At 68.8% G+C, this 12,758-nt stretch carries 10 protein-coding genes and 1 pseudogene; 10 read left to right on the forward strand and 1 reads right to left on the reverse strand.

Going from position 1 to position 12,758, the window contains the following annotated elements; translation table 11 throughout:
- Positions 1 to 182: 182 nt before the first annotated feature.
- From FZ033_RS16440 to FZ033_RS16450, 3 genes are all read left to right on the forward strand, one after another.
- Positions 183 to 440, forward strand: coding sequence for a hypothetical protein (locus FZ033_RS16440; RefSeq protein WP_232847524.1), 258 nt, complete (start codon positions 183 to 185; stop codon positions 438 to 440).
- A gap of 325 nt (positions 441 to 765) precedes the next feature.
- Positions 766 to 2,115, forward strand: coding sequence for a tetratricopeptide repeat protein (locus FZ033_RS16445; RefSeq protein ID WP_188079537.1), 1,350 nt, complete (start codon positions 766 to 768; stop codon positions 2,113 to 2,115).
- 12 nt (positions 2,116 to 2,127) lie between these two features.
- Positions 2,128 to 3,120: a FecR family protein gene (locus tag FZ033_RS16450; RefSeq protein WP_149577181.1), complete on the forward strand. Its 993-nt coding sequence runs from the start codon at positions 2,128 to 2,130 to the stop codon at positions 3,118 to 3,120.
- A 72-nt stretch (positions 3,121 to 3,192) separates the two neighbouring features.
- On the opposite strand, the gene FZ033_RS16455 is transcribed toward FZ033_RS16450, so the two are convergent.
- Positions 3,193 to 4,371 carry a glycosyltransferase gene (locus FZ033_RS16455; protein WP_149577182.1) on the reverse strand — a complete coding sequence of 393 codons (1,179 nt, stop codon included), beginning with the start codon at positions 4,369 to 4,371 and terminating at the stop codon, positions 3,193 to 3,195.
- A 320-nt stretch (positions 4,372 to 4,691) separates the two neighbouring features.
- On the opposite strand from FZ033_RS16455, the pseudogene FZ033_RS16460 reads away from it, so the two are divergent.
- From FZ033_RS16460 to xdhB, 7 genes and pseudogenes are all read left to right on the forward strand, one after another.
- Positions 4,692 to 5,699: pseudogene (locus tag FZ033_RS16460) on the forward strand (ABC transporter substrate-binding protein).
- Positions 5,700 to 5,749: 50 nt separating this feature from the next.
- Positions 5,750 to 6,376, forward strand: coding sequence for a glutathione S-transferase family protein (locus FZ033_RS16465; RefSeq protein ID WP_149577183.1), 627 nt, complete (start codon positions 5,750 to 5,752; stop codon positions 6,374 to 6,376).
- A gap of 45 nt (positions 6,377 to 6,421) precedes the next feature.
- The gene (locus FZ033_RS16470; RefSeq protein WP_149577184.1) at positions 6,422 to 7,204 is read left to right on the forward strand and encodes an ABC transporter ATP-binding protein; all 783 of its coding nucleotides are present in this window, start codon (positions 6,422 to 6,424) and stop codon (positions 7,202 to 7,204) included.
- Positions 7,205 to 7,388: 184 nt separating this feature from the next.
- The gene (locus tag FZ033_RS16475) at positions 7,389 to 8,213 is read left to right on the forward strand and encodes an arylamine N-acetyltransferase family protein (RefSeq protein ID WP_149577185.1); all 825 of its coding nucleotides are present in this window, start codon (positions 7,389 to 7,391) and stop codon (positions 8,211 to 8,213) included.
- Positions 8,214 to 8,257: 44 nt separating this feature from the next.
- A complete protein-coding gene (locus tag FZ033_RS16480) occupies positions 8,258 to 9,028 on the forward strand; it encodes an ABC transporter permease (protein ID WP_149577186.1) in 771 nt (256 codons plus the stop codon).
- 4 nt (positions 9,029 to 9,032) lie between these two features.
- On the forward strand, positions 9,033 to 10,445 hold the full coding sequence (xdhA, locus tag FZ033_RS16485; RefSeq protein ID WP_149577187.1) for a xanthine dehydrogenase small subunit: 1,413 nt from the start codon (positions 9,033 to 9,035) through the stop codon (positions 10,443 to 10,445).
- Positions 10,442 to 12,736, forward strand: a complete 2,295-nt coding sequence (gene xdhB / locus FZ033_RS16490) for a xanthine dehydrogenase molybdopterin binding subunit (protein WP_149577188.1) — start codon at positions 10,442 to 10,444, stop codon at positions 12,734 to 12,736. The genes xdhA and xdhB overlap by 4 nt, the downstream gene beginning before the upstream one ends.
- Positions 12,737 to 12,758: the final 22 nt, after the last annotated feature.

Consider the following 12,758-nt stretch of genomic DNA (forward strand, 5'->3'; position numbering starts at 1 on the left):
TTGCTTTTCCGTGGGAGCGATGCCCAATGCCGGTGAGACGCGCGATCGGGTGGTGTCACGGGTGCGGGAGAGCGGTGACGACCTGCCTCGCGGTCTTGGGAAAGCGGTTTTGGGAAAGCGGTCTTGGCAAAAATGTGCCGATCTCCGGTGGCTTCAAGCCGGGCGGCGATGGGGAGGGTTCAATGACGACATTCAGGACACATGCGGTCCGGCTCGCTCTTCTGGGGGCGGTGGCGGGCGCAGGGCTTATGGCGAGCGCGGGCGCCAGCCAGGCGGTGGTCTATTGCCGGGCTGTCGGCTACCCGAAGGGCTGCGTCGTGCGTCCCACCGGCGCCGTGGTGGTGCACCCGGCACCGGCGGCCGGCGCCGTCGTGGTTGCCCCACGCCGGGTGATCTATTGCACCCGTCCGGGCTACCCCCGCGGCTGCGTGGTGCGCTGAGCGCCGCCTCCGGACCCCGCGGCCCTCAGGAGGCGCCGCGGGGTCCGGGCAATTCGGCCTGTGCGGAGATGAAGCGGTAGCAAGGTGGCGCACGGCATGCGTGCCTGTGGCAAAAATGCTCTTCCTGTGAGGAAATGTTCAGTATGTCGGATGTTTCCTGCCGCTCCGGAATCCCTTTTCCGGAGGTGAAGTGTTAAGGAGCACTTAAGGGCAAGGGGCGGGGCCTTGCCAGCAAACGCCGGAGAGATCAGGCATGCTGGTATTGCGGACACATGCGGAAATCAGAAAGCGATCGGTCGCCCCGGCGATGGGTCTGAAGCGCGCGATGAGGGCCCTTGCGGTGGGCGCCCTGACCGTCGGTGCCATGGCGCTGAGCGGCTTGCCGGGCGTCGGTGTGGCGCCCGCCCTTGCGCAGCAGACTGCGGTCGCCAATGCCGATCCCGAATTCAACACCCTCTTCCAGCAGTCGCTGAAGCGCCCGTCGGACGTGGAACTCGCCTTCCGGCTGGCGCGGCGCGCCATCGAGGTGGGCGACTACGAGGCCGCCATCGGCGTCTACGAGCGCATCCTGTTCTACAATCCCAATCTGGTGCGGGTGAAGCTGGAGCTGGCGCGCCTTTACTACCGGCTTGGCGCCTACGAATCCGCCCGCTCCTACTTCGAGCCCATCGCCGAGGCCCCGGCGCTCACCACCGCCGAGCGCGATAATATCGCCGCCTATCTGGTGGAGATTTCCCGGCGGCTCGATCCCAACCAGATCACCGTCTATGCCCAGGTGGGCGTGCGCTACCAGTCCAACGCCAATTACGGCCCGTCGAGCCGCCTGGTGCTCGGGCAGGATCTCACCGCGCTCTTGCCGCCCGGCGCCACCAAGCAGGCGGACGGCAACGTCTTCGCCCTCGCCACGGTCCGCCACGTCTATGACTTCGGCAACCAGCGCGGCGATGTCTGGGAAAGCAACGCCAACCTTTATTATTCCCAGCAATTCCAGCTGGAGAACCTCAATCTCGGCTATGCCGAATTCAACACCGGCCCGCGCTTCGCCCTGCTGCCGGACCAGTTGCCCGGCTCCTCGGTCCGGGCCTATGTGATCGCCGGCGGCATCGCGCTGGGCGGCGACAGCTATCTGGGCACCTATGGCGCGGGCGTGTCGCTCTACGCGCCGTTCAGCATGTATTTCGCCATCGAGCCGTTCGCCGAGGTGCGCCAGCGCGAGTACCAGAACTCGCGGGACTATCCCACGGCGAGCCTGCAGAGCGGCGACATGTGGACGCTCGGCGCCAACCTCTCCGGCCGGCTCACCGACACCTCCGGCTGGCGCGCGCGCCTTGCCTACAACAATGCCAGCGGCGACCTGCCCTGGTATTCCTACGACAATTTCGCCTTCGACCTCGCCGTGCCGGTGGAATTCCAGGGCCTGTGGGGCGTGCGGCGGTGGGTGGCGATCCCGAGCGTTGGCTATTCGCGCTACAGCTATGATGCGCCCAATCCGTTCATCAACAGCTTCATCACCCAGGTGAACGACCAGTATCGCGTGGGCCTTGCCCTCGATGTGCCGGTCCACGAGCAGTGGGGCCTGCTGACGCAGGTCCAGTACAGCTGGTCGCAGTCGACGCTGCCGAACTACGCGTTCGACAATCTCAGCGTCACCGTCGGCCCGAACGTCCGGTTCTGAGGAGCGCCGCACATGCCCATCAGCACCCCTGCGCGGCTTCTGGCCTCCGTCGCCTCCCTCGCCCTCATCGCCGCCACCGGCCCGGCCCTGGCCCAGAGCCCGTCGGTGGGCACCGCTGCCGCCGTCAATCCGCGCTCCACCGGCTCGGGCACGCGCACGCTGGAGCTCGGCTCCAACATCGTCCATCGCGAGCGCATCGAGACCAGCGCCTCGGGCAGCGTCCAGGTCCTGTTCGTGGACAAGACCACCCTGAACATCGGCCCCAATTCCAACCTCCTGATCGACGAGTTCGTCTACGATCCCAACGCCAAGAAGGGGTCCATGGCCATTTCCCTCACCAAGGGCGCGGTGCGCTTCGTGGGCGGCAATGCCAGCCATTCGGACGGGGCGGAGGTCAAGACCCCGGTGGCCACCATAGGCATCCGTGGCGGTGTCGCGGCCATCCTCCATCGCGACGGCGAGACCCAGGCCATCCTTCAGTTCGGCACGCTGACCATCGTCGGCCCCTCGGGTGAGACGGTGGTGGTGCGCCGGCCCGGCTTCATGGTCACGGTCAACCGCGCCGGCATCACCGGGCCGACCCGCGTGCCGCAGGGCCAGATCGACGCCATCATCGCCCAGACCCGCAGCCGCACCGGGCAGAACGGCGGTCGGCCCGAGCCGACCCCGGACGTGACCGGCCTCGACCGCGGCTCCAGCCATCCCTGCTCCATCCCGGTGCAGGGCCAGACCACCATGGACCTTGCCGCCGCCTCCTGCCGCTATGTGAACACCGACCTGAAGGGTGAGGCAGACCTCATCGCCCAGCAGGCGGCGCAGCAGAACCAGGCGAACGTGCTGATTCCCCTCGTGCCGCAGGCGCCGTGCCCGCCCTACAGCTACAATTGTGGCGGTGGTGGTCCGGGCGGCTATTTCGCGGCGGGGCCGTTGGTCCAGACCCTGCCGCAGGGCAATCCGGGTGGGTTGGGTGGTGGCTTCGGCCGTCGGCCCGGCGGCGGCTTCTGAACGACCGGCACGCGCCGGCGTTCTTCGCGCCGGCCGTTCCCCGCCTTCGGATGAACAAGCCGGGCGAGCCTGTCAGAGCAGCGCGAGGCAGCGCCGGGTAAGCACGTCGAGGGGATCCTCGGCCAGCATCGCCCGGTGCATGCGCCCCGCCGCCTCGGCCATGAGGAGGGCATCCTCGTCCGCGTGCATGGCACGGATGGTCTCCACCGCCACCCGCACCCGCGGATCGAACAGCGGCACGTTGTGGCTGAGGCCGGCAGCGGCGAGGCACTCGCCGTTGAGGTAATGCTCGCCGTGAACGCTGAGCGTCACCTGCGGCACGCCGGCAAGCAGCGCCTCCGTGGCGATGCCGGCGCTGCCCTGGTGCAGCACCAGGCGGCTGCGCGACAGCACCTGCGCCATCTGCGCCGGTTTGGCGTGGACATGGACGCCGGCGGTGCGCAGGGGCTCCGTCAAGCCTGGGGTGGCGCCGGGAATATGGATTTCCAGGTCCGGCCCCAGGGCGCGCAGGGCTTCCATGACATCCGGGCGGCTGGCCACCTGGACGTGGAGATAGGCGAAGATGCCGCGCGCGCCGGGCCGCATCTGCGTGAACGGCGCGCCGAGAATGGGCCCCTCCGCCTGCCGCTCCCGCAGGTCTGCATAGGGGTCGATGAGCGGGAAGGTGCGTACGAACACGTCGTCCCCCGCAAACAGGGCGCCGATGCGCGCAAGCGGCACCATGCCTTCGTCCGCAAGCGCGCTGTTGACGCTTACCAGCAGGTCGGCGTCGGCATGGACCGGCGGTGCGATCTCGTGGAGCACCGGCATCTGCTCGAGGTCCGCCGGCGGCAGGCAATAGGCGGTGCCGGCCTGCATGATGGCGCAGCGCCCCTGCGCGGCGGGGGCGGCGAGGGGCGCGTAGTCGCACACCATGAGGTCCGGCTGCTCCGCATCGAGAATGGCGCGCCAGCCCTTCAGCACCGTCCGCACGCTGGCGGGATCGCGCAGGCCGGCGCGTCCGAGGCTGTCGGAGAGGGTGGCCGAGGCGGGCTTGGCGTCCTCGGGGCGCAGCGGCGGCGGCGGCCAGATCGGTGACTGGATCACCCGGATGCCGGCTTCCGCCAGCGGCGCCGACAGCTGCAGATAGCGGACCGCCGCCACCACCTCGACCCCTTCGGCCATGAGCCGGCGCCCGAGGCGCGCAAGCTGCGTCGTATGGCCGAAGCCGGCGCCCTGCTCCCACGCCATCAGCACGCGCCTTGCCCGCATGGTCATTGCCTCCCCAGCCGCTTGATCCGGATGCCCGCAGTATTCGGGATGGCGGAGGTGGAGCCACTTGTCCAGCGCGCCGCAATGCGCAGGATCATTGCGCAGGACGGCGACAGGATGCCCAATGCATGGGCAGATTTGCCCTGCGCCCGGCGAGGCGCGGAGCCAGCCTTCCGGAACGCGAGCCGGTCGGTGTGGAGCGCGAAGCCTTGGCACGCGGGTTGCTGTTCCCGCGGCAGGCCGACGACACAGGTCGCGCCGCGCCGGCGGATCGGGCGCGGACAACGCCACAGGACCGGTATCCCCGGGAGGAGCCTTGCATGACGCCGTTGCGTACTCTTCTGGCCGCCGCGCTCACCCTTCTCGCGGTGGCGCCGGCCGTGGCCGAGACCGACGTGAAATTCGCCCTCGACTGGAAGTTCGAGGGGCCGTCCGCGCCCTATTTCGTGGCGCTGGACAAGGGGTACTACAAGGCCGAGGGCCTGAACGTCACCATCGACTCGGGGCCGGGCTCGGTGGCCGGCATCGCGCGGGTGGCGGCGGGCACCTATCCCATCGGCTTCTTCGACATCAACTCGCTGATGAAGTTCCGCGACCAGAATCCCGACAAGGCCGTGAAGGCCGTGCTCATGGTCTATGACGAGCCACCCTTCTCCATCGTCACCCTGAAGAAGACCGGCATCGCCAAGCCGAAGGACCTCGAAGGCAAGACCCTCGGCGCCCCCGCGCCCGACGGCGCCTTCGCCTAGTGGAAGGCCTTCGTGAAGGAGAACGGCATCGACGCCGACAAGGTGAAGATCGAGAACGTGGGCTTCCCGGTGCGCGAGCCCATGCTGGCGGCGGGACAGGTAGACGCCATCACCGGCTTCTCCTTCTCCTCCTTCTTCAACCTGCGGCAGAAGGGCGTGCCGGCCGAGGACATCGTGGTGCTGCTCATGTCCAAGTATGGCCTCGTGCTCTACGGCAACGCCATCATGGTGAACCCGGACTATGCCAAGGCCCATCCCGAGGTGGTGAAGGGCTTCGTGAAAGCCACCATCAAGGGCATCATCGAGACCGCCCGCGATCCCAAGGCCGCCATCGCCTCGGTGATGAAGCGCAACGAAACGGCGGACGAGGCCATCGAGCTGGCGCGCCTGGAAATGGCCCTGCGCGACAACATCGTCACCGCCTGGGTGAAGGCCAACGGCGTGGGCGACGTGGACCCGGCGCGGCTCGCCAAGTCCATCGAGCAGGTGGCCGTCACCTACGACTTCAAGGCCAAGCCCACGGCGGCGGACATCTTCACCGGCGAATACCTTCCGCCGGCGGCCGAGCGGAAGCTGTAGCTTCAAGCTGTAGACCTCAAACTGTAGACTTGGGGTGATCGGGATCGGCGATGCGCATCTATGGCATGAACGGGTCGGGCAATTGCTGGAAGGCGGCGCAGATTCTCAGCCTTACCGGCCATGCCTTCGAGTGGGTGGAGACTTCGAGCGGCGCCGCCGGCACCCGCTCGCCGGACTTTCTCGCCCTCAATCCCATCGGCAAGGTCCCCGTCGTCGTGCTGGATGACGGGACGGCGCTGCGGGAAAGCAACGCCATCCTGCTGCACTTCGCCGAAGGCACGCCGTGGCTGCCGCCGCCCGGCCTTCGGCGCACCCGCGTGCACGAGTGGCTGTTCTTCGAGCAGTACAGCCACGAGCCCCATATCGCTGTGGCGCGCTATCTGAAATCGTGGCTGCGGCAGGCGCATCTCCACGAGGCGCGGCTGGCCGATTGTGCCATCCGCGGTGCCGCCGCGCTGGATGTCATGGAGCAGCATCTCGCGGGCCAGCCATGGCTGGCGGGGGAGGGGCCGACCATCGCCGACCTCGCCTTGTTCGCCTACACCCATCGCGCCGAGGAGGCGGATTTCGACCTCACGCAGTGGCCGGCGGTGCTCGCCTGGGTGGAGCGGGTTGCCGCATTGCCGGGCATCAGCGTCATCCCGCCGCTCGACGAGATCCTGCCCCGCGCAAGTTGACGATGGCGGCTGCACAGGCCGCTTCAGATCCGAAAGGCACGTCGCGTGATCGCCCTCGACAACGTGACCCTCACCTATCCCGGCCGCACCGGTCCGGTGACGGCGCTGGCCGGCACCTCGCTCCATGTGCGGCGGGGCGAGTTCGCCGCTGTGGTGGGGCCGTCCGGCTGCGGCAAGTCCACGCTCATGAAGCTGGTGACGGGGCTCATCCGCCCCACCTCCGGTACCGTGGCGGTGGAGGGCAAGCCCGTCACTGGCCCGGTGAAGCTCGCCGGCATGGCGTTCCAGAATGCCAACTTGCTGCCGTGGCGCACCGTGCTCGCCAATGTGATGCTGCCGCTGGAGATCGTGCCGCCCTACCGCCAGCGCTTCTCCCGCGACAAGGCCGTGTTCCAGGACAAGGCCATGGCGCTGCTCAACGTGGTGGGCCTCGGCGCCTTCGCGGATCGCTTTCCGTGGGAGATGTCCGGCGGCATGCAGCAGCGCGCCTCCCTGTGCCGCGCCCTCATCCACGAGCCGGCGCTGTTGATGCTGGACGAGCCGTTCGCAGCGCTGGACGCCTTCACCCGCGAGGAATTGTGGTGCGTGCTGCGCGACCTCTGGCAGAAGCTCGGCTTCACGGTGATCCTGGTGACCCACGACCTGCGTGAGGCCGGCTTCCTCGCCGACACCATCCATGTGATGAGCGCGCGGCCCGGCCGCATCGTGGAGACGCGGGCGGTGGATTTCCCGCGCCCGCGGGAGCTGGATGTCTGCTACACGCCTGACTTCACCGAACTGGTGCACGAGCTGCGCGGCAAGATTGCCGAAGCGCGGCAGGCGGCGTGACGGTGGCGCATCTTGCTCGTCTCAACAATACGGCCCCCGAGGCCTCGGGGTGGCCTGTTGCCCATCGATGCCGGCCGTCGTTTCATGGGCCCGCTCCGGCCGCAATGGCGCCGGCAGGGACGCTGGCCCCGGCGCGCGACCCCTGCGACGGCCCCTCCCGTCCGTCCGGATGCACGGAGGCCCCATGAGCGATCTTTCCCTCTCCGCCTATTTCAGCCGCATCGGCTACACTGGCACGCCGCGTCCGAACCTCTCCACGCTCACCGAGCTTCAGGCACTGCACGTGCGCGCCATCCCGTTCGAGGGGCTCGACCCGCTGGTCGGGTGCCCGGTGAAGCTCGACCTTCCGGTGATCGAGGCCAAGCTGGTCACCAGCCGGCGCGGCGGCTACTGCTTCGAGCACAGTGTGCTGTTCAAGTCCGTGCTGGAGCAGATCGGCTTTGCCGTAACCGGACTGACGGGGCGGGTGCGCTGGATGTCGCAGCCGGATAGTCCGCTCAGCCCTCGCGAGCACATGCTCCTCAGTGTGGCGGTGGAGGGCGTGACGCGCCTCGTGGACGTGGGCTTCGGCGCCTGTCTCATCGACGAGCCCTTGCGCTTCGTGACCGATGTGGAGCAGCCCACGGCACTGGGCACGTTCCGCCTGAGCGCGGCCGATGGCCTGTTTTATCTGGCGGCACGCCAGCCGGCGGGCTGGCGCACCATGTACGTGTTCGATCTGGTGCCGCAGATCCATGCCGACTACGAGCTCGGCAATTGGTATACGTCGACGAGCCCCAACGTCCCGTTCGTCCACATCCTGATCCTTGAGCGCCTGTCGGACGATCGGCGCCACAAGATCATCGCGGACCGTTACATCATCGAGGGTCGCGACGGCGAGCGGCTGGAAGAGCACCCCATCGAGAATGCGGACCAACTGGCGCGATTGCTGGACGATGTCTTCGGCATTTCCCCGCCGGTCCCGGCGGCTGACCTGTTTGCCCGCGTCGCGGGTGCGCCACGCGCGTGAGCCGACACCCGGCCGCCAGACATGAAGGAGCGATGTGAGGCGACATGAAATTCTCCGCAGAAGACCTCGCCCCCGTCGCCTTCACCGTGGGCCTGTTCGTGATCTGGGAGGCGGCCTGCCGCCTGTTCAGGATCGACACCTTCATCCTGCCCGCGCCGACGGACATCTTCGCCGCCATGGGAAAATACTGGTGGCCGCTGCTGAAGAATTCCTTCGTCACCCTTTGGACCACCATGGCCGGCTTTGCCATCGCGGTGGTGTTCGGCATCGCTTTGGGCATGGTGGTGGGCTGGTCGCGCACCATCTATCGCGGGCTTTATCCGGTGATGATCGGGTTCAACTCGGTGCCCAAGGTGGCCGTGGTGCCCATTCTCATCATGTGGTTCGGCATCGGCGAGATCCCGGCCATCCTCACCGCCTTCCTCATCTCCTTCTTCCCCATCGTGGTGAATGTGGCCACTGGCCTTGCCACCACCGAGCCGGAGCTGGAAGACGTGCTGCGGGCGCTGGGCGCCTCCAAGCTCGACATCATGCGCAAGGTGGGAATCCCGCGCACCGGGCCCTATCTGTTCGGGGCGCTTAAGGTGGGCATCACGCTCGCCTTTGTCGGGGCGGTGGTGTCGGAGACCATCGGCGCCAATGCGGGGGTGGGGCATCTCATGGTGCAGGCGGGCTCCAACTTCCAGATGTCGCTGGTGTTTGCCGGTCTGTTGGCGCTCGCGGTGGAGGGCATCCTCATGTACGCCATCTTCGCCGCCTTCGAGCGCCGCATGGTGGCCTGGGCGTTCCGCTCCTCCACCGGCGCGGGAGGCTGATCGGGTGGCCATAGCCTTCCTGCTGAACGGCGAGAGCGTGCGGGAGGCCGCCGCCGCCCCCTCCATGACCGTGCTCGACTATCTGCGCACCCGCCGCCACCTCACCGGCACCAAGGAAGGCTGCGCGGAGGGCGATTGCGGCGCCTGCACCATCGCCGTCGGCCGGGCGGAGGGGGAGGGCGTGCTCTGGCAGGCGGCCAATGCCTGCCTCATGCTGCTGTCGCAGCTCGACGGCGCGCTGGTGAAGACGGTGGAGGGGCTGTCTCAGGGCGATGCACTCCATCCGGTCCAGCAGATGCTTGCCGAGAGCGATGGCACCCAGTGCGGCTTCTGCACGCCGGGCATCGTCATGTCGCTCTACGTGCTCCAGCAGGACGGCGCGCCGGACGATGCCGCCATCCACGAGGCGTTGGCGGGCAACCTGTGCCGCTGCACCGGCTATCGCCCCATCGTGGATGCCGCCCGCGCCCTCTGCGCCGCGCCGTCCGAGCAGCAACCCGTCGAGCCGGCCGTTGTCGCGCCGCCATCGAGCACCGCCCATGGAGCGGCGGGCGAACTGCATCTGTTCCCGGACAATCTGGCCGATCTCGTCGCCCTGCGCGCCACCCATCCCGAGGCGGTGCTGATCGCGGGGGCGACCGATCTTGGCCTCATTCCCTCCAAGCAGCGGCGGGGCTTTCCCCTCGCCATTTCCACCAGCCGCGTGGCCGAGCTGAAGCGCATCGCGCGGGAAGAGGACGCCCTCGTCCTCGGTGCGGCGGTGACTTATGCGGATGCGCTCGCTCCCGTAGGGGCGGCCTTCCCGGCCTTTGGCGCGCTCATCCGGCGCATCGGCTCCCGGCAGATCCGGGCGCTGGGCACTTTCGGCGGCAACCTCGGCACCGCCTCGCCGGTGGGCGATACGCTGCCGGTGCTTCTTGCCCTCGACGCGCAGGTGGAACTGGCCGGCCCCTCCGGATCCCGCTGGATGAAGGTGGATGATTTTCTCACCGGCTATCGCGCCACGGCACTCGGGCCAGGCGAGGTGATCGCGGCGCTGCGCCTGCCATACCTTGCGGCGGGCGAGCAGCTCTACGTCTGGAAGCTCTCGAAGCGCCACGACCAAGACATCTCCACCGTGCTCGCCGCCTTCCGGGTGCGGATCGCGGATGGCGCTCTGGTGTCGCTCCATACGGCCTTCGGCGGCATGGCTGAGCGGGCGAAGCGGGCGCGGGCGCTGGAAGCCACCCTCACCGGCGCTCTGTGGGCCGAGGCCGCGCCCGAGGGCATCGAGGCGGCGCTCGCCTCCGATTTCGCCCCGCTCTCCGATCACCGCGCCAGCGCGACCTATCGGCGGGCGGCGGCGACCAATCTGGTGCGGCGGCTGCATCTTGCCACCACGCGACCGGATCTGGCGCTGGAGGTCCACACTTTATGAGCCGCGTGGTCCACGCCCCCGCCCGCCACGAGAGCGCCGGCGCCCATGTGAGCGGGCGCGCGCTCTATCTCGACGACATGCCCGAGCCCCCCGGCCTGCTCCACGGCGCGCTGGTGTTGAGCCCGCATCCCCATGCGCGCATCGTCTCCATGGATCTCTCCGCCGCCCGTGCCTTGCCCGGCGTGGTGGCGGTGGCGGCCGGCGATGTGCCCGGCGTCAACGACATCGCCCCCATCCGCTCGGGGGAGCCGATGCTGGCGCAGGGCGTGGTCGAATATGTGGGCCATCCCGTGGCGGCCGTGGCCGCGCCGACACTGGATGAAGCCCGCGCCGCCGCCGCGCTGGTGAAGATCGAATACGAACTGCTGCCCGCGCTCCTCGCCCTCGACGACGCCCTCGCCGCCGGCGCCCGCGTCGCGCCCGACCAACTGGTGGGCCGGGGCGACGTGGATGCCGCCCTCGCCGCCGCGCTCCACCGCATCACCGGGGAGGTGCACTGCGGCGGGCAGGACCATTTCTATCTCGAAGGCCAGATCGCCATCGCCGTGCCGGGGGAGGACCGCGACATGCAGGTCTATTCCTCCACCCAGCATCCCACCGAGGCGCAGCATGGGGTCGCCCATGTGCTCGGCCTGCCGTTCGCCGCCGTCACCGTGGAGGTGCGGCGCATGGGCGGGGCGTTCGGCGGCAAGGAGAGCCAAGCCACCATCATCGCCGCCATCGCCGCGCTGCTGGCCCACCACGCCCGCAGGCCGGTGAAGCTGCGCCTGCCCCGCGACGTGGACATGGAAGCCACCGGCAAGCGCCACCCCTTCCGCATCCGCTGGGACGCGGGCTTCGACGGCGAGGGCCGCCTCGCCGGCCTCGACCTGGAGCTGGCCGCCGATTGCGGGAACGTGGCGGACCTCTCCCCGGCGGTTGTCTCGCGCGCGCTCTGCCATGCGGACAATTGCTATTTCATCCCGGTGGCGCGCTATCGCGGCCTGCTGGTGAAGACCAACACCGTCTCCAACACCGCCTTCCGCGGCTTCGGCGCGCCGCAGGGCATGCTCGCCAGCGAGGCGGTGATGGAGGCCATCGCCCGCCATCTGGGCCTGCCCATCGAGGAGGTGCGGGCGGCTAATTTCTACGGCGACGCGCCGCGCAACATCACCCCCTACGGGCAGGAGGTGGAGGACAACATCATCGCCGAAGTGGTGGCCGAGCTTGACGGAAGGACGGACCTTGCCGCGTGGCGGCGTGACATCGCGGCCTTCAACGGGGCAAGCCCGGTGATCCGCAAGGGCCTCGCCACCATGCCCATCAAGTTCGGCGTGTCCTTCAATCTCACCACCCTGAACCAGGCCGGGGCGCTGGTGCACGTCTATACCGACGGCTCGGTGCACCTGAACCACGGCGGCACGGAGATGGGGCAGGGCCTGTTCGTGAAAGTGGCGCAGGTGGTGGCGGACGCGTTCGGCATTCCGCTCGACCATGTGCGGGTCTCGGCCACCAGCACCGCCAAGGTGCCCAACACCTCGCCCACCGCCGCCTCCTCCGGCTCCGACCTCAACGGCATGGCGGCGCTGATCGCGGCAAAGGAGATCCGTGGCCGCATGGCCGGCGTTGTGGGCACCCGTTTCGGTGTGCCGGCCGAGGAAGTGGTATTCGCCGATGGGCGGGTCAGCGCGGGCAACCAGAGCCTCTCCTTCGGCGAGGCGGCCAAGCTGGCGTGGCAGGAGCGGGTACAGCTCTCCGCCGCCGGTTTCTACAAGACGCCGAAGATCCATTTCGACCTCGCCACCGCGCAGGGCCGGCCCTTCTACTATTATACCTATGGCGCGGCGGCGGCCGAGGTGGCGGTGGATACGCTCACCGGCGAGGTGCGGGTGCTGCGGGCCGAGATCGTGCAGGATTGCGGGCGCTCCCTGAACCCGGCCATCGATCTCGGACAGGTGGAGGGCGCCTTCGTGCAGGGGCTCGGCTGGCTCACCTGCGAGGAACTGAAATGGACTGCCGAGGGCCGCCTCGCCACGCGCGGCCCCTCCACCTATAAGATCCCCGGCTCCCGCGACGTGCCGCCCGATTTCCGCGTCCACCTCATGGATCGGCCCAACCGGGAGGAGACGGTGCTGCGCTCCAAGGCGGTGGGCGAGCCGCCCCTGATGCTGGCGATTTCGGCCTGGCTCGCTATCCGTGAAGCCATCGCCAGCCTTGGCGGGGAAGGGCCCATCCGCCTCGATGCGCCGGCGACGCCGGAGCGGGTGCTGGCGGCGGTGGCGGTTCGCCGGGGGCATGCCGGGGCCGGATAACCCTCGGGCAGGCACGATTCCC

It is taken from the genome of Xanthobacter oligotrophicus (genome assembly GCF_008364685.1).
GTDB lineage: Bacteria > Pseudomonadota > Alphaproteobacteria > Rhizobiales > Xanthobacteraceae > Xanthobacter > Xanthobacter oligotrophicus.